This is a genomic window from Hafnia alvei (genome assembly GCF_964063325.1).
GTDB classification, from domain to species: domain Bacteria; phylum Pseudomonadota; class Gammaproteobacteria; order Enterobacterales; family Enterobacteriaceae; genus Hafnia; species Hafnia alvei_B.
The window spans coordinates 398,930-416,404 of record NZ_OZ061315.1 but is presented as its reverse complement, the minus strand read 5'-3'; the positions used below and the strand labels follow the sequence as shown (position 1 = coordinate 416,404).

Below are 17,475 nucleotides of genomic sequence, written 5' to 3'. Positions count from 1 at the left end.
AAGCAAACTCCTGTATCGATCAGAATAAATGGTTTCTCAATAGTTCAGCTTCAGGAAGAGTGATATCTACTAAGGTTTGCCGTGCTAGTTCAGGCTCATCAAGGCCCGCAAGCAACACGGCTAAACAAACCGCCCGCATTTCTTTATCCGGTACTAAATACGGCACTGCAGGCAGCATGGCGCGAACCTGCCTGTGCAGCCCGTGGTTTATCCCAGCAAATGCGGTTTCAACCAACAATCGCCGCTCGTTGTCAGTTAATGTCATATTTTGGAAATAATCCCACTGAGCATATCTTTGATGGTTTTAATCATCGCGCTCTCGTAGTTGATAAAGGTGGAATATTGCTGCACGGCAAATTGGGCTTTGAGCATGGCCTCAGGATTCGTTAAATCCTGGCCATTCATTTTATCTTCAACCGCCTGCCCAGCCTGATGTGCCAGACGCGATAGCGTATTGATAATTTGCTGAATATCCATAATGACCTCCCGATATAAGCGGGCAAATTTGGTCATCGTCGACCACCCGCTATAGGCATTATGGCCGCTGGTGTGGTGTTACCTATCGGGTGTTTGCCTGAATCATTATGTTCCAGTGCGCTGAGATTCATCGCGAGGGAAGAGGTGTGCCAGTAGACGGAAGAAAGGCACACTAACCTGCTGTCCAGTGACAGGACACCCCGCTGCGCCGTAGCGCATAAACGCCAGCGCACCGTAGGCCGCATTGTTCAGTAGGCGAAATATCGGCAGGCTTAGTCCCAAAGAAGAACACACCAGCGGCTGACCAATCACGGCAACCGTTAGCAACGCGCGTGATCCTAGAGATACCATTGAGCCTACATTTTGGCATTTCTGCTCATCATAGAAATGCCTTGCTATGTAATAGACCGCATTGGCAATGCTGTCATGCCCCATCGGCAAACTGTGTTTTTGGTGGTAAATCAGGCAAGCAATATCGGCAATCGCAATGGCTAATCCAACCCCTGCCAACACCAGCAACGGGGCCGCCCCTCCGCTGAGCACCGCGAGCACGATACCTGCGCTACAGCATAAAATCTGCCCCCCAAGGACGACTGCTTGCCAGCTGAATAGCGCCGGAGGAAAAACGCTGATCGCGCGTTTCGCAAGGCTTGCAAGCATACTTTTTTGCCCAGTCTCACAAGAAATCGCGCTCTGAACAGGCTCAACGTGTTGTGGTTTAGGTAAAACGGGGACGGGCAATTGATCGACCAGCCTTTGCAGCATTTGTCGCGTTTCTTCATCCACCGCTGAAACTTGGCTAGCGCGTATACCGTCTATCATGCAGGGCTAGCCTGAAATTCATTATGTTGCGCGCGATAACGCTGATAGCAGTCAACCAGCTGATTCACCATGGTTTGAATCATTTCGTCACTCAACGCACTATCGTCTGTTTGGGTCTGCGTTTCTTCACTCGTTGGCGCTGCCATGGCATCTTTCTGTCTACGTTCGATGTGGGCCGTGTGGATATCTAACAAACCACCAATCACGGTGAGCGAACCGGTGATCCCAAGCGAGATATTCCCCAAGGTTTCGGCCGTGCTGCCGGATAAATGTGCGGCAGGTAAAAACTGAGGGAAAAGCACAGAAGAGAGAGCAACACCGGCTCTTATCACAAAGGAAGCCACGTCACCGATAACTTCGGCCGAGCGTTCAGACCTAGAACAGCCGCTCTGCATCAGCTTTTTGACTAATAGCACAATACAATCATTGCTGGTTTGCAGCGGCTCGCGATCTTTGCGAACTTGAATGAGGTTATACAGCGCACAGCAGGCATCGCCTGCGGCAATAATCATCGCCGTCCCGGCCACCACGGCAATGGGAATGCCCGCCCCGCCAGAAAGTACCGAGGCTGCAATGGCAAGTCCAAAAGAGGTCGCGGACATGGCAAACCGGACCAAATGTTGGATAAAGTACCCCGTGTAGGCTTTACGTTTTAGCCGGTTCGCATCGCTAAGGATGTTTTCAGGCGCGGTTCTCTCGCTGCCCGGCGGCATGAGCGTAGGGATCATACTCGCCCTAACGCTCACATCAGAAGCGTGGCTATTGCCGTCTGTATTCGCAAACGGCGGAACTGCGCTAATCAGATGACTCATAATCAACCTCCAAACTCATCTCGTTATTGGTAAAAATCGACCAGACATAACGTTAGGTCAGCAGTTGACTCAGCATCAGCTCCGCATTTGCGCGAACATCGCTGTATGAAGGATCGTCATAGCTCATGGTCAGCGCCGTTTGCAGCGCCTCTCTTGCCGCAGAAGTTTCCCCCATCGCTTCTAGGCAAACCCCCATCTGATAAACCGGTTCAGGATGGCAGGCATCAAGCATTAGCGCATAGCCGTAGTAGTTCATTGCCATTACGTACTCTTTCTGCATCATTAATGCCCCCGCTAAGGCCACGTGAGCGCGCCAACTCCATGGCTGAGACATCACTAACCAGCTGAAATCAATCAGTGCTTGATCGTACAATCCCTCTTGCCAAGCCGCATATCCCTGGGCGTATACCTCTTCAGGATCGAGCGCCATCGCCTGTTTGATAATGGGGGTTTGCCAAATATCTTGGCCGCGTTTATGCGATGTTGAATCCATGCAAGAGCTCCATACAATGATCGATTGTTTTACTATCAACTTGGCAAAACTTACTTTACCGCTGCTTTCGCTGATGAAGCAGTTTGTCAGCCGAAATATCTAACCAACTGTCACCGTCCTTAAGCACTACCGTCGCCCCCATTTTATATAACAGGCGTTCTAACTGATGGCGCTGAGCCGATAGCTGCGGATCAAATACCTCCGTAATAACCAGCATCCTGATGCTTTTGAGCCATAGCATACGGTGGAAAACACGCTGCAAGATCCCCCATAATCTTAACAACGACGATAGGTGCGGTGCGCTATCAAGGACTCGGCTAAAACTGCATAGGATAAGATGGCTATCCTCAACTCGATAAATAAGCTGATAGGGATAAAGCACCACCTGCTGCCCTATCAGCAAGCCACTGCCCGCTAAAAACGTCGGCTGTGGATGTAGCCCTTCATGACGCAGTAGACGCGTAATTTCATCCATTCTGACTCCTGAACCCTAGCGTGAGATTGAGCGCAATACTTGGCTGAATACTTCAACCAAACTGCGCCCCATATCCATCATTTGCTGCATAATCTCACGGGCTTTTATCAGCGTATCATCCAAGGTTTTCGCATAAGACTGCGCCCCTTTATTCTGCAGATCGGCAATGGCTTTCTCTCCATCTGCGTCACGGGTTTTACTACCTGCAACCCAGTTACCAATTCCTCCCGCTATTTGCCCCGTCGCATTTCCTACCGCCATACCGACCTCGCCGAAAGGCGCGCCCGCAACCATTAATAAGCCAGAAAAAATGCCGCCAACAGCACCTGATTTAGCCGCCTCATAGCTGTCATCAATCGCAGTCATACTTTGCTTTAACGTGTTAATTTCCAGCCCCCAACCCAGCTCCTGCTTCTTCTGGTTATAAAATTGCATGGTGTCGCGCAATTGTTTGGCCAGCATCAGCAACTTGCTCCAGATTTCATCAAACAGCGCAAAAAAAGCGTTTAAATCCATCGGTGCCTTACTTCCGCCTGCGCGAACCGCGTCACTGCCATCAATGTGAGTCGGTTTATTCACCCCGGCAGCCGAGCTACGTTGTGCATCGTTAATGGGTGAATCGCTGACGGGCCATTGGTTTTGGATCTGTATCCGATCGGCTATCCGTAATTGATCGTTCGAATTTCCTATGTTCTGTTGCGCGCTGTTAAGCGGGTTTTGCCCCAATACGGGGGTCATTCCGATATTCGCCATACCACCTCCTCAGGCCCGCGCTCCGGCAATATTTGCCAGCACGGTGCCACAGTTATCAATCGTGTCTGAGGCGATTCTCATCGCATTCGCGCCATCTTGATAGGCTTCGTTTAATCGTTTTTGCTGTGTTTTCTTACGCTCTTCGGTCCAGCTCTGCATGAAATCAATAAAGCCTTGTTGGACAATCAGCTTTTCAATGGTTCTTTGCAGCTCCGCCGTTCTATTCGCCACGACTGACATAGAGATTTTATTCGCCCCACCCACGCAGGCGCGCGTTGCCAGCAACGCTTTACTGCTACTGTCGCGGATTATGGTGGAAACAATGCTTCGACGGAGCTTCTGTAAAATCGCGTCGCGGAGCTTTTCAGCAACGATCTCTTCGCCTTTGTGGAGTAGCTCTTTACCCGCTGTTTCAACGGCAGTTTTCACCAGCGTTTCGACGCCAGCGCGCGTAAAGCTTTTGCCCATACGCGCAACCATATTCAATTCGGACTCTGCGCTATGCGCCACGGCCTCAATGGCCATATCGCCGATCTCAACCATCTCGCGCTCAACTGCCATGCCAAAGTCTTGACTCAGCATTCGTCCCACTTCCTGCCCGACCTTCTCTGCGAGCACCTTCAGTTCATCTTCAGCACCTTTGGCAACCGCCTCTATCAGCTGCGTACCCATTTCCTTTTCAAGCACCTCTCCAACGGACTTGGTTACCGCTCGAGCCGCCCCAATGCCGCGGCCAATCTGCATAACGTCCAATGCTAATGCCACCCCCTCACAGGTATTTTGTACGATACCTGCCACTTTGATGATTTCACCGCAGGTCTCTTTATCTGCCCCGAGCGCCATCGCCGTTTCTGCACCCGCTTTTACCATTCCAGCAATACCGGCGGAAAAATAAGCCGCACCATCTGCCATCGCCAGAGGATCGGCGGTGACAAAGCCCTCCACTATTTTCAGCACGCCGATAACGGCCTCAACGCCACCGATGATCCAATCAAACACCGCGCTCATGATCCCCGCTTTGCGTGCCTGATCGGCCTGCTCAACCGCCTTGTTGATCTGTTCCTGATATTCCGCCACCTGCTTGTTTCGGAGCTCGGCCTGAAGCTCGGTTGCACGCTCTAGCTGCTTGCAAATAGAACTGGCCGTATTACCGGAGTTGCTTAGCACTAGCTGCGTCATCATCATCGACAACACCATCGGGTCCATCTCCAGCACATCGCGGATCGTGGGGTTACGAGCACCCGCAGTCCCGGCACCGATTAGCCGCTGTAGGGCATTTTCAGCCTGCTGCTGGCTAACGTATTGCTCCCCTTTCAAGCCATCATGTTCCTCATCAAAACCGTGTTTGGCGCTAAGACGGTGGCCTAATGCACCGCTGGAAGTGCTCGCGGTTTGCACTGCGATTTTAGGCAGAGTGCCACTAAGCTCTGTTTTGACATCGGGAACACCGTCAATCTGTATCGAACCACTCATGCTCATCTCCTGCTTTCGCTAAGCCCGCCCGCGCACGTTGGCGAATGTCCGCCTGCTCCATGCCATCACGCTGTTCTCCCTCACGCTCTGTTCCGCACACCAACAACGCTGCTCGAAAGGCTTTGGCCGCCAGCGGGCGATTACCGCAGGCGAGATAACATTCACCGGCAGCGCAAGGAACTGCCGCCGCCGAAACCCGTATTTGAGCCGCTCGTCCGTAGGCATAAATTGCATCAACCCAAGCCTGCTCGGCCTGACAGCACATACCTAGTTCAAACCAGTAATCAAACGACCATCCGTCGTAAATCGTCAGTACTTTGAATAGCCGCGCTGCCGCGCCATATTCACCAACGTCAGCAAGTTGCTTGGCATAGCGAAACAACACGTCCAGTTCGGGGCTGGCATCTGTGCCCAGCAACATGCGCAATGCGCCGCCGCGCTGAAAAAATTGCAGCATTGCCTGCGTTTCTTGGCTTTCCATAGGCAACGTCATCCGAACATCTTCTGCGCAATCATGCTAAGTAAATCCCCCCACTTGCTGAGCAACCCTGTCATTTGAGTGATCACGGCATTGATCTCTTGCGTCATTTTCTGAATGCTTAACTGCCCCTGCGTCATCAGATCGGTGTCACGGTTTGCGCTGTTATCCAGTGCCGCTTTGACGGCCTGTAGAGAGCCCTTATCCAGCCCCTCCGCACCACCATGTGTTTTGATGTAATCATCAATCGTCACACCATCAACGAGGATGCCGTTGTCACGCATATACTTGACGACTTCGTCCGGTACTGGCTTGCGGGTTTTGTCATCCCCCTTCGCCGCCTCGGCAATAACCTCATCCATTCGGTTAGACATATCCTGTGTATTACGCGCACGTTCAGTGCTCTTCTTTATATTTCCATAGAGCGAATTAGCGATTTGTTGTAATACCAATGAAAGGTCATTGAGAACAGAATAACCAAACGCGAAAGGGTTATCTTGATCGCTATTATTTCCCGAGATGCCATAGTCATCGACACCCTGTTTTTTCTGCATGGTGTTATTGTTACTGACATAAGGAGATTCAAATATATCTCTAGGCCTAGTTGTAATTTCACCCATAATGTTTTCCTCAGCTACTTATCCGAGTTTGAAATGGCGTAATTTAGCTGTGATTGCACTTTTTTAAGCGCGACACTCAACGTTTTCATATCCCGTCTAGCATTCTGTTCCATACCCTGAATGCCCTCGGGGAACAGGGCTTCCAACTGTCTTAGTTTTTCCCTTGCCTGCGGATCGGTCTCGGCATTGGCAACTAATTCAGCCATTGCACTTTTTATAAAAGTAAAATCCGAAAAAAACTTATCCAGTCGTAAACACTCCCTTTCGATCCGTTTTTTTTCCGCTTCAATATTTATTTGCATAGCGACTCCTTATTGCATTAAAAATTAAATTTTAATACGCATGACCTTTATGATTTTCTTTTAATATTTATTCATGAGTAATGACACTTAATTATTCAGTGAATTTTATTCGGTCATTGTGATAACGAAAGTAAATCACGTTGATAATATCTTCGGCCTGAATGACCGCTTCCAACAATAAGGTGAACTGCTGATATTGCTCTTGCGGCATTGGGTTTTGCATTGCTTCCAGCAGGCGTGATTTCACCGCCGCCAGCGCGGTTAAACGTTCTCGGGTCTGCTCATCAGAATCACGTAGGCGATCTTCTAACTCTGTCAGCGTAGCTATGGCATTTACCCCTCAAAAATTGAATGGGGTGTTAATCAGCGCCCCTTGGTATTTGAGCGTGACCGCCCGATCGTTTAGGGCAACCACTTCGCTGCCGTCAGGAAGCTGGCTTCCCAATCTCAACCGTTCATTATTTTCCAGTATCAGGTAGATCCCCTGTCGACCATGGATAATTGCAGCAATCGGTGAAGGGAAGCGCTGGTTTCCTTCGTTGGACGCCGAGACATTTTGATAGCTCAATGCAATATCGGGAAACTGCTGACGCACTTGGGTTAAGAGCTGATTTAAAATTTGCTGTTGCTCAGTGTCCAGCACCCCGCTGATAACAAACGCTTGCCCCACCGGGGTAACGCTAACGCTGCCCGCTAAACCATCTTGCAACACCCTGTCGATGATAGCCTTGTCCTGCGCCTCGTAAGGATTGTCAATTTTCCAATGCGTTAGCCCCGGTAACTCAGCGAGCTGTGGTTGAACAATAGCCCAGCGTTTGCCCATCGTAATATCGGCGGTGATGTGCACTTCACCCGGAACAACGTTAGTCACATGCGCATTGACATACCCCGCCGGCGTCAAAATATCACTAACATCCCGGATAAGCTGATCGGTGCAAACCACGCTGTCTCGGTAAAGCACTCCCCACGATTCCAGTTTCAAGCGCGCGGTTTGCAACACGGCGCTGTTTTGGCAGTAGCCTGACAGTTGCAGCGTTCCATCCTGATCCCAACGAGCCACGGTTTGTGTTAGCCCTTTTTGCCGTAGCAGCGCATCGACTTGTGTGGAGAGGCTTGGAGGCGACTTAGCGCTATGGTCGCTCCAAGTGACGAATACGCCGACCAGCACGAAAAGCGTTAGCATCAGCATCATTCCCCAGTAAACCGCAGGTAAACCGGTTGGTAGCCGATAGTGCGACAAATTGGCTTCATGGCGACCAAATGCCATCGCCAACCCCATCGTTTGTAATAATCCCTCATCGGGCAACGGTAAGTTGGTTTTATGCCTTCGGCCATTGACCCTAACGGTCGCGCGCCCCGCATCTACGAACATCTGTCCATCGTTGATAGACAACACCACCTGGCCTTCCCCGTTGAGAGGGATGCAAAGATCGCAGCCATGTTCACCGATGGAGAGTTTCCCATCCTCCAGCCATATTTCTCGACCATGGAGGATGCCGCCAATCAAACGGACTTTTCGCTCGTTACCCATGACTATTATTATCGTCGTTAGCCACCGTCGCCTTAATCAGGAACAGTCGGATAACGCTGTTAGTTTGGTTGCTATCACTGCGAAACAGACGCCCAATAACCGGAATATCTCCCAGCAATGGGATCTTATTTTGCACCTGCATTTGTTTGTCCTGTTTAAAGCCGCCAAGCAGTAAACTTTGCCCCGCTTGCAATGTGGCCTGCGACGCAATCTCCGAGTTTTGAACCTGCGGTAATGGCTCACTTTGGCTCAGTGGTGCATTTTGTTGCCCATCTTGAATATTGAGATTAAGCATAATGTTTTGCTTGCCATGCTCGCTCAGCAGGCGCGGCGTCACCCGGAGTAACGAGCCCGTGGTAATCGACTCCAATTTAGCCACTTTCTCCCCCTCCAACTTGGTATAAAACGTGACGTTTTTATCCAGAACCGCCTGAATGTTATTGAGCGTCACCACCGATGGCTGCGACAAAATATAGGCATGAGAGCTTTTCTCCAACGCGACCAAACGCGCCATAAAGCTTGGCGTGTTGCTAATCACCGTTGAAAAACCGCCGCCGGTATTGCTATCAGGGCCATTAAAGGAGAGCGCGCCACCACCCAGTGATATCGCCGCGCTCCAATCAATACCGAGCTCGCTGATATCACCCGCGTCAACATCAATAATGGTTACCGATATTTCAATCATCTGTGGGCGCTGATCGAGCTCGCTAATAAGCTTGCGGTAACCGGCTATATTGACTGAACGATCGCGCACGATTACCGCATTCTGACGCGGATCGGCAGAAAACATCGGCAGCCCCTGAGTTGCTGGCGAAGAGGATGTCGTAGACGGCGCACTGCTTTGACTCATATCACGCAGCACGCTGACAATACCCGGCACGACAACCGTTTGATCGCGATACTGGTAGCGATCATCCATCGCAGTGGCATATTTCAGTGGATAAACAATTAAGCTCACGGCGTCATCCTGACGCTTTGTCATTTCACCATCCAGCATCGAAGCCAACTGTGTAATACGGGATAAACAGGCAGGCACGCCGCTGATATCAAGCGCATTCATTCTGGGAACGCGATGGACTTCACAACTGTTTTGCGCGGGCACATCACGATCGCGCAAATAACGAACAAACGTACTGGCAGGTAACGTATTTAACGTGACGATGCGGTGCGTAATTAGCGAGGAGGGATAAATAAATAGCGTATTGCCATCAAGATACGTGGCTAAGTTATATTGCGCGGATATTTTATTTAAAATATCGATTGGTGGAGAGCAAAGAATCACACCATTGAATATATCGGTAATTGAAGGGTCTATAACAACCTGAGTATCATAGTTTTCAGCTAGATTTTGCAATACTGTCGATAGCGGTATTTTTCTTGCCCGCAATGAAAAACTCTCACCTTTCCATGCCAGTGTTTGCCCCTGAGCTAGGGCACAGAAAATCAGCATAGAAAAAAAAGTCGCACAGTTTATTTTCATGCTATTTACCCCGTTCAGTCTTTACTTGGCAAGCGATGACACTGGCTAAATACCGGGTTAAAGCCAGATGCTTTTCAAGTTCTACCGCCATTATTTCAGCAGCCATATTTTTGCCGTAATAACAACAAAGCCACCCGCCATCTTGGGTTAACTGCAACGCATAATCATGAGTTCCCTGACATCCAGCCAGCACGTTAGTGATATATCTCACAGTTTCTAGAGGAAAATTTTCAAGAGTGTCAAGAAAAATAGCCAGAACTAGAGAGAGCGTACACAAATATCCACGCGCAGCTCGTTCTTCTATTTCCATTAATAGGCACCCATCGCCAGTAGAAATACGGACATTATCGAGTAAAGGGATTTTTTTTAATTTACTCAGCATTGATATGACCTCCTAAATAGCAAAGCCATACTCAGTGTAAAACCCTTAGGTGTACATCAGTAAAAGACCTGATTCCCATTTATATCAATATTGCTATCATATTCACTTACAAATTAACACGGCGACTTCCTCAGTATTTATTACCCTTTTTATATTGAGATAGTTTTGTGCGCTAAATAAGAAGAGTTACGTTGCGAAATTCATTCGTACGTAGAAAAACCTAAGGCATTTCTTTTAAGGCTATTGCCTAAGGATAACAATAATGAAAAGAAAACATTCTTTGGTGGGTAAAATAACGCTACTTATATCCATTAGCCTGCTTATCATATGGCTAATTAGTATGCTCTCTGCTACCTATTTTTCATTAAACCAAAGCCGTCAGCGGTTAATTGAAAATTTATCTCATATTTCCAATCTAAGGGTTGGATTGAGTAATCACCGATTCGAGGGCGCAGAACACGATGCTCAGACATTGGCGTACAGCTATGGCCGATACCATTACGTTTCTGTCAACACACCTGCAGCGATCAAAAATGAAAGTCGCTTTTTCCCTATTGATGCCAGCACCTGTACGCCGCAAAACAGACAGGAGAACGATCTGAGTTTCATTCAAGTCTATGGTACCGCCGGTCAAACTTACTATCTTGATAGTTTTGTTCTCGATCGACGCTATGGCATCTCTTTGCTGCCACCGCGTGAACATTCGCCTAATTATTTAGCCCGCCGACAAACTGAATTGACACAATTACCTCGTCGCGCAACTCACGACAATCTGTTTTGGGGTAAGCCAGAATATATTGCAGGAGCGGGCTGGAGCGTTCCGATTGCCGCGGCAAACCCGCAGGGTATCCTCGTCGGTTTAACGGTAAAACTTAACGACCTTTTGTCGTATGGGCATCCGGTATCTAGCAACGACATCAGCCTATGGCTGGATCAACACAATATGATCCTGCCCTTTTCTCACCTGCCAGAGAGTGAATCTAAGCAAATTCAGGCTTTATTGCTTAATACGCCGTTGCACGATGGTTGGCAGCATCTACCGGGGTATCTGGTACTTCGTAGCCAACTAAAAGGCCCCGGTTGGCAACAGGTTATTTTGTATCCGACTAGCGGCGTAATGCAGCGTGCATTAGCCATTGTGGCAAGCCAGTTACCATTCGCCCTCACCACCCTGTTGCTGTTAGCAGGAATGCTGTTCTGGCTACTTCATCGTTATTTGGCAAGGCCACTGTGGGATTTTGTCGATATCATCGGGAAAACGGGGCCAAATTCACTTGCTGCGCGATTACCTGAAAACCGACATGACGAGTTAGGTAGCATTGCACATGCCTATAATTTGCTGCTCGATACCCTGCATGCTCAATACGACAATCTCGAAAATACCGTCGCCGAACGCACGCGGGAGCTGACCGTAGCCAAACAACAGGCCGAACAGGCGAATAAACGTAAAAGTAGCCATCTCACCACGATCAGTCATGAATTGCGCACACCGCTCAGCGGCGCACTAGGGGCCTTAGAGCTGTTACAAATGACGCCCATGAGCGATAAGCAGTCCCAACTCGTCAATACAGCCAGCCAATGTACTCATTCTTTACTCGGAATTATCAATAACCTATTGGACTTTTCACGTATTGAATCTGGGCAACTTTCCCTGCACGTTGAGGAAACTGCGCTGCTTCCTTTGCTAGATCAGGCGATGCATACCATTGAAGGACCGAGCCATACCAAGGGGTTAACCCTAAAAACATTCGTTGGTCACAAAGTGCCGCTGCATGTTGAGGTCGACGGCACGCGCCTGCGACAAATTTTGGTGAACCTGCTGGGAAATGCGCTGAAATTTACCGAAAACGGCGGCATTTGTCTCACCGTTAAGCGCTGCGACGATCGTCTCATTTTTGCCGTCAGCGATAGCGGGCAAGGCATTTCTCCAGCCGATCAAAAAACCGTCTTTGAGCCATTTTTTCAGAGTCAGGGACATATTCAAGGCACCGGCCTTGGGCTGACGATTGCCTCTAATCTGGCCAAAATGATGGGCGGATGGCTTGAGCTACGCAGCTCCTCTGGCTTGGGGACATGCATCTCGTTTCTGCTGCCGCTGGGCTCTTATCGTATGCCTGTGCCTTTGGTTGGTGAAATTGCTGCTCCGCTGGCTTTACACCGGCAGCTTTCGGCCTGGGGTTTACGCTGCGAGATGACAAAGCAAGAGAACATGTTTAGCGCCGATGAACTGAATTTCTTGCCGGGAAAGCTGCGGGATACCGTTATTCAGGTTTTGTCAGGAGAATTAGACGGTGAGGCCGAGCCTTTACCGGTTCAACCTTGGCGACTGCGCATTCTGTTAGTGGATGATGCGGCAATCAACCGAGACATTATTGGCATGATGCTGACCTCGCTAGGCCAAGATGTCAGCATTGCGGCAAACGCAAATGAGGCGTTAATTCAGGGGCAACAGCAGAGCTTTGATCTGGTGCTCATGGATATCCGTATGCCGATGATAGACGGGATGGAATGTGCTCAGCGGTGGCGACAAGATGTCAATAACCTCGATCCCAACTGCATGATCATGGCGCTATCAGCGAATACGGCGCCGGAAGAAATTGCACGCTGCAAACAGGCAGGCATGCAGCATTACCTCACCAAACCCGTCACGCGGGCACAGCTAGCAGATAAGATCGGTATTGCGGCGGAATACCAGCTGCGGCGTGATATTCCGTTGCAAGAACAAGACGCAACCAACGACCCACTGCTGTCGCTCAATGACGCAGGCATACGGCAAAAAATACAGCGATCTCTTCAGGCATTGCTGTGTGAACTTGAACGTCATTTGAATTGCCCAGAGAAAATGTCCACGTTGCTGCATACCTTGAAAGGATGCTTAGGTCAGGCGGGATTAAATCCTTTGGTTTGTATCGTTATTGATATGGAAAACCGTGTACAGCATGGATTGCCGTTATCCACAGAAGAAATTGCAGAGCTACGACATGCCTTGGATTTGGCTCTGAACGCTTAAATCAGCTTCAGTCAACGCTACTTTTTATCAAGAGGTAACAAAAATGCACGATCATAAAATCCTGCTTGTCGACGACCATGAACTGATTATTAACGGCATTATTAGCCTGCTTTCACCTTATCCACGCTTCTCGATTACCGCGCATATTGATGACGGCCTAGAGGTATACAACGCCTGTCGGATCCATCAGCCTGATATCGTGGTGCTCGACTTAGGGCTGCCCGGCATCAATGGCATTGATTTAATCCCACAGCTCCACTGTCGCTGGCCACAGATGGCTATTTTGGCATATACCGCCCATATGGAGGAGTTTATAGCCATACGCACCCTTGCCGCGGGTGCAATGGGGTATGTGCTGAAAAACAGCAGTCGTCAGGTGCTGTTAGCTGCACTACAAACCGTCGCCGCAAATAAGCGCTATATCGATCCCGCACTCAATCGTGAAGCGATTAACATTGCGCTGAGCGTTAACCATGATAACGGTGAAATTCTCACGCCACGTGAACGGCAAATTCTACGACTTATCGCCGATGGCTACACTAACCGGCTAATCAGCGAGCGCCTGTGCATTAGTGTAAAAACCGTTGAAACACACCGGTTAAATATTATGCGGAAATTAAATGTGCATAAAGTGACAGAGCTGCTTAATTGCTCACGCCGCCTTGGCCTGACTGATTAAATATCGTTGTCTTCAGCTTAACGTTAAAGGGAAATATATCCTTTTTTTACCCGATAGTTGCCTGCAACACATTTTTATAATATGCAATTTTCATTAACGCGAAGCTGGAGAACACCATGAGTATGAGCATTATTGGCAACGGGCCAAGCATTAACGAAACACAATTACATGCCATGCTAACCGGAAATGTAAACAATGCGACCAAGCTGGATGGCTGGGATGCTTTCATAAATTTCTTTATTAAATTACTCAATCATCTACCGGGCGTTAGCTTAGAAGATAAAGAAGCCTCTCTGCGCAACATTTACAACAAGATTTATAGTACAGAAAACGCCACAGTATCCGGCGAGAATACAAAACTATTTGAGCCCATCTGGCTTGCATTAGATAAACTTATTCATCTAATGCAAAAAGATAAAGCTCAAACGATGACCTTTGATATTCAGTGTCCCAATGATGCAGACGGCATGCAATACAATCATCAATCGGGTGAAATACGCTTAAATATCACCATCGATGGATGCCAGCTAGCCGATATATCGTGTACTCATACGAATCTCAATAATGACATGCTATACAGCATTTTAACGAATTACATGCTTCCAAAAATGGATGATAGAAAGGGAGCCTTATCTGGAGTATACCAATTTAATCCCAATATTCTTGGCATCGAAGAAAATGACGTCTATTTTGATCCCGTCGCCAAAGCGGCCAACAGTCACGGTTTTAACATTGTCAAAGAAATTGATAAATGCCGTTCATTTTTAGACAAAAACCTTCATAAATGCGTCGTTACCGAAACGAATTTTACTGATGAAGCAGAACAAATAGAGCGTAACCAACGATTGATATCAACGCTACAAACGCTAAAAATGGATGAAAATACGGCAACCACATCGTATAACGTCTTGATTGATGACACCATTAACGAGTTGAACAATCGTCTGATGACACAGCAAGCGTTATATAAAGAAATCAATGCCGAATTTGTTGATTCGTTGGTGCAGAAATGGACTCTCAAGTTAGATCAAAATCAGCCACTGTTAAAGGCAGAAATCAATGAGGATATAACCACGATAACAATGATTGATCCGCGAGCGTTGGACCTGTTTACAGAAGCAGACCGTGATCGCCTTAGCCAACTGCCAGAGCAATTGAAAGTTGTTAGCCAAATCGCTGATTTAAAATCCCAAACGAGCAGTCCAACAGAATTCACCCAGAAATATTTTCCGGCCTTAACAAGCATACTTATTGGCACAGGGTCTGGCCCACTCACAAAAACATTAATGACCCACGGCCAGAAAATCATTGAGCATAAAACTGACACAGAAGACCAAGAAAATATAAATAAACGGCAGCTCCAAGCGTTGACCAAAAAGATGGATAACTTGATAACCCAAGTAAAAACGCTGCCAATGACCAGCCCAGATTCTGATACACAACAAACACCAGCCATCTCCAACAATACGTCCGGTCAAGCTATACCAGCCATAACATCACAGTTAGCATTATTTAAAAATGAAATTAACCAACAAAACCTACCTCAGGAAAATAAAGTTTCGTTAAGCAATAAAATCGATAATTTAATTGTCCAGCATGAAAAAATGAAGATAATTGAAAACAAACTAAATAATTATGAAATCCAAAATACACGGGCAACGAATAAAGACTTAAGGGATATTAACCTTGAAAAAGATAGTGTAATGCCATGCAAACGGCGAAGTGATATTGAACAACGGATCACGGCATTGATAATAAAAAACATTCAATTCGATGAAATCAGTGCAGACTTAATCGGTGTTAAATACAGCATTGCCAGTGTTAATAAAAATCTAGCCGTTTATTCACCTACATTCGAAAGTCGTCTCGCTAGAATTGAGGTTCGAGCGAACGCACTACAACTAGCCGAAGCAGAAAAAAAACCTCTGCTGACCAATATTGCCTCTACTAAAGAGGAACTACTCAAGCTGCAGCAGCGGGATGCGGTATATACCCGAGTTCGGACACTGCTAGAACAGAAAACCTCGTCAGCAGCGCTGTCTGGCGAAAATTGGCGCACGGTATTATCCCAATTACGCCTCGTAATCATCGACCTAAAAAAATTACCTGCCAGCCCCCGTAAATTAGAGCTGGCGAAACAATTTAGCGAAGATGTTAATGCAGCCCTGACTTTACTAGAGCAATTTATCAAAGGGAGTCCGACAGGCCAAGAAAAGGCCCGTTATATGGCTGATAGGGAAAAAGACTATATCTTATTGAGAGATCTGGTGCGTTCAAACAAGCTCCCTAACAATGCTCAACTAGAGGAAAAAATAACCAAAATTAAGCATGAGAATAAGTTTAAATCGACGCCTTTTATGCAAAAATTCCTGAAATAACCCTATCTACTCTTATAAACACGTTATGTTGTAAAAAAACCCGCCAAAGGCGGGTTTTATATCTATGGGAATGAATAGCCGTATTTAATTCACAATAACTGCTGGCTAAACACCACTTCATCTTCATTCGCGGTTATAGATTCATTCCCCACAGCATAACGCTGTAAGTTGCGGGAAACAGCGCCGGTAACCTCTTCACGCAGCGCTTCGCGTTTGCGGAACGCAGAACGATGCTGGCTTTTTACCGTTTCAATATCGCGCTCTGGCTCGCTTTTAGGTAAGCAGTACCATCCTTGCCTATTCAACTCGCCGCCACACTCAAGCCAAAAATTATCGTAGCTCGATTTCAAATGTTGGCTTTTGATATGTGCTTTATTCGCCACGCCAGCGATGGTTGAAATATGAAAATGCTGCGCCAGCGCATACAGCGCCGAAATAAGCAGGTTTTTCGGACGCATGCCATGCATCAGCTTGGTCATACTCTTAACGATCTCTGCCCCGTTTTCAGCATTCGGCCCCTGCAATCCGGAGAGATAAAGCTCACCTTTCGGCCCAAAAGAAAACGTCAGACCATAAACATCTTCTTGGTTTTCATTAAATAGATATAAGCCAAGATCCCCCTCACGAGTGAATCTGGAGCGCATAAGCTTCAACTGAGCAATATCGCCGCTCTTAAGCTCAATATTAGCCAGCACAATGCCGTCGTTGTCTGCTGAATAGAGCGTTTCTAGCGCTTGACGTGAAAAAGCATGTTCAATGATATCCAGCGTTTTCATCGCAGTACGTAGTTTCTGTTTACCAGACCAATTGCGATTGAGGTACTTGTTGACGGGTCTTTTGATGAAAGGATGCGAAATAGTATTCGTCACTGGAGTCAACAATTGAGCACTGTAATATTCATTACACATCTTTTTATATTTGATGTACTCAAACGTTGGCAGTGCCGCGATACGACAACCAAGTTTAACGGAATCATAGCCCGTATTCAGTGAACGCCACAGCCCACTTTGGCGCCGCCATTTTTTGAGAAAGCTCATATTGGCCCCAACAAATTAGTGATAATTAGAGATCCCAGCTGCAGATGGCTCCCTGAGGTAAAAACCCAAAAAACGGGAGAGACTGGAAGTGGTTTAGCTATAAGTTTGAGCTATGAAAATTCAACGAAACATAAACAGAAAGAGATTTGACGGGGTGTAGTACCGATACAGAGGGAAGATGATGAAACAATCCCTTACCACAGATGAAAATATCGAAACATTCTGCGGTGATTAATATTTCGTCCAGCAGGAAAAAAACTTAGGGTTCATCCA

Annotated in this window: 19 protein-coding genes; 3 read left to right on the top strand and 16 right to left on the bottom strand. The window is 47.6% G+C overall.

The window, feature by feature from the left end; all coding sequences use genetic code 11:
- Window positions 1-19: 19 nt before the first annotated feature.
- The 15 genes from AB3Y96_RS01890 to AB3Y96_RS01820 all read right to left on the bottom strand — a co-directional run bounded on the left by AB3Y96_RS01890 (window position 20) and on the right by AB3Y96_RS01820 (window position 10,098).
- On the bottom strand, window positions 20-265 hold the full coding sequence (locus AB3Y96_RS01890) for an EscG/YscG/SsaH family type III secretion system needle protein co-chaperone (protein WP_072307109.1): 246 nt from the start codon (window positions 263-265) through the stop codon (window positions 20-22).
- Window positions 262-477: a type III secretion system needle filament subunit SctF gene (sctF, locus tag AB3Y96_RS01885; RefSeq protein ID WP_072307108.1), complete on the bottom strand. Its 216-nt coding sequence runs from the start codon at window positions 475-477 to the stop codon at window positions 262-264. Before sctF ends, AB3Y96_RS01890 begins: the two co-directional genes overlap by 4 nt.
- A 105-nt stretch (window positions 478-582) precedes the next feature.
- Window positions 583-1,299, bottom strand: coding sequence for a pathogenicity island 2 effector protein SseG (locus AB3Y96_RS01880; RefSeq protein WP_367298359.1), 717 nt, complete (start codon window positions 1,297-1,299; stop codon window positions 583-585).
- Window positions 1,296-2,111, bottom strand: coding sequence for a hypothetical protein (locus AB3Y96_RS01875; protein WP_367298358.1), 816 nt, complete (start codon window positions 2,109-2,111; stop codon window positions 1,296-1,298). The genes AB3Y96_RS01880 and AB3Y96_RS01875 overlap by 4 nt, the downstream gene beginning before the upstream one ends.
- 52 nt (window positions 2,112-2,163) lie before the next feature.
- The gene (locus AB3Y96_RS01870; RefSeq protein WP_367298357.1) at window positions 2,164-2,604 is read right to left on the bottom strand and encodes a SycD/LcrH family type III secretion system chaperone; all 441 of its coding nucleotides are present in this window, start codon (window positions 2,602-2,604) and stop codon (window positions 2,164-2,166) included.
- A gap of 55 nt (window positions 2,605-2,659) precedes the next feature.
- Window positions 2,660-3,079, bottom strand: coding sequence for a secreted effector protein (locus AB3Y96_RS01865; RefSeq protein WP_072307104.1), 420 nt, complete (start codon window positions 3,077-3,079; stop codon window positions 2,660-2,662).
- Window positions 3,080-3,094: 15 nt separating this feature from the next.
- On the bottom strand, window positions 3,095-3,832 hold the full coding sequence (locus AB3Y96_RS01860; protein WP_367298356.1) for a type III secretion system effector protein: 738 nt from the start codon (window positions 3,830-3,832) through the stop codon (window positions 3,095-3,097).
- 9 nt (window positions 3,833-3,841) lie between these two features.
- Entirely contained in the window at window positions 3,842-5,305 is a 1,464-nt protein-coding gene (gene sctE, locus AB3Y96_RS01855; protein ID WP_367298355.1) for a type III secretion system translocon subunit SctE, read from the bottom strand.
- Window positions 5,283-5,798 (bottom strand): CesD/SycD/LcrH family type III secretion system chaperone SscA, encoded by a 516-nt coding sequence (gene sscA / locus AB3Y96_RS01850; protein WP_367298354.1) that lies wholly within the window; start codon window positions 5,796-5,798, stop codon window positions 5,283-5,285. The genes sctE and sscA overlap by 23 nt, the downstream gene beginning before the upstream one ends.
- Window positions 5,795-6,337, bottom strand: a complete 543-nt coding sequence (locus AB3Y96_RS01845; protein ID WP_139130861.1) for a secretion protein — start codon at window positions 6,335-6,337, stop codon at window positions 5,795-5,797. The genes sscA and AB3Y96_RS01845 overlap by 4 nt, the downstream gene beginning before the upstream one ends.
- An 80-nt stretch (window positions 6,338-6,417) precedes the next feature.
- Entirely contained in the window at window positions 6,418-6,705 is a 288-nt protein-coding gene (locus AB3Y96_RS01840) for a hypothetical protein (protein WP_367298353.1), read from the bottom strand.
- A gap of 91 nt (window positions 6,706-6,796) precedes the next feature.
- Window positions 6,797-7,024 carry an EscE/YscE/SsaE family type III secretion system needle protein co-chaperone gene (locus AB3Y96_RS01835; protein ID WP_211095740.1) on the bottom strand — a complete coding sequence of 76 codons (228 nt, stop codon included), beginning with the start codon at window positions 7,022-7,024 and terminating at the stop codon, window positions 6,797-6,799.
- Window positions 7,025-7,045: 21 nt separating this feature from the next.
- On the bottom strand, window positions 7,046-8,236 hold the full coding sequence (gene sctD, locus AB3Y96_RS01830; RefSeq protein ID WP_367298352.1) for a type III secretion system inner membrane ring subunit SctD: 1,191 nt from the start codon (window positions 8,234-8,236) through the stop codon (window positions 7,046-7,048).
- A complete protein-coding gene (locus tag AB3Y96_RS01825; RefSeq protein WP_247650356.1) occupies window positions 8,229-9,686 on the bottom strand; it encodes an EscC/YscC/HrcC family type III secretion system outer membrane ring protein in 1,458 nt (485 codons plus the stop codon). Before AB3Y96_RS01825 ends, sctD begins: the two co-directional genes overlap by 8 nt.
- 31 nt (window positions 9,687-9,717) lie before the next feature.
- Complete coding sequence (locus AB3Y96_RS01820; RefSeq protein ID WP_072307098.1) at window positions 9,718-10,098, bottom strand: pathogenicity island protein; 381 nt, start codon at window positions 10,096-10,098, stop codon at window positions 9,718-9,720.
- Window positions 10,099-10,360: 262 nt separating this feature from the next.
- Here AB3Y96_RS01820 and AB3Y96_RS01815 point away from each other — a divergent pair, with 262 nt between their 5' ends.
- The 3 genes from AB3Y96_RS01815 (at window position 10,361) to AB3Y96_RS01805 (ending at window position 16,165) form a co-directional block, all read left to right on the top strand.
- Window positions 10,361-13,108 (top strand): two component system sensor kinase, encoded by a 2,748-nt coding sequence (locus AB3Y96_RS01815; protein WP_367298351.1) that lies wholly within the window; start codon window positions 10,361-10,363, stop codon window positions 13,106-13,108.
- Window positions 13,109-13,151: 43 nt separating this feature from the next.
- Entirely contained in the window at window positions 13,152-13,787 is a 636-nt protein-coding gene (locus AB3Y96_RS01810; protein WP_072307096.1) for a two component system response regulator, read from the top strand.
- A 116-nt stretch (window positions 13,788-13,903) separates the two neighbouring features.
- Window positions 13,904-16,165, top strand: a complete 2,262-nt coding sequence (locus tag AB3Y96_RS01805; RefSeq protein WP_367298350.1) for a hypothetical protein — start codon at window positions 13,904-13,906, stop codon at window positions 16,163-16,165.
- Window positions 16,166-16,254: 89 nt separating this feature from the next.
- On the opposite strand, the gene AB3Y96_RS01800 is transcribed toward AB3Y96_RS01805, so the two are convergent.
- Window positions 16,255-17,202 carry a DUF535 family protein gene (locus AB3Y96_RS01800; protein WP_072307094.1) on the bottom strand — a complete coding sequence of 316 codons (948 nt, stop codon included), beginning with the start codon at window positions 17,200-17,202 and terminating at the stop codon, window positions 16,255-16,257.
- Window positions 17,203-17,475: the final 273 nt, after the last annotated feature.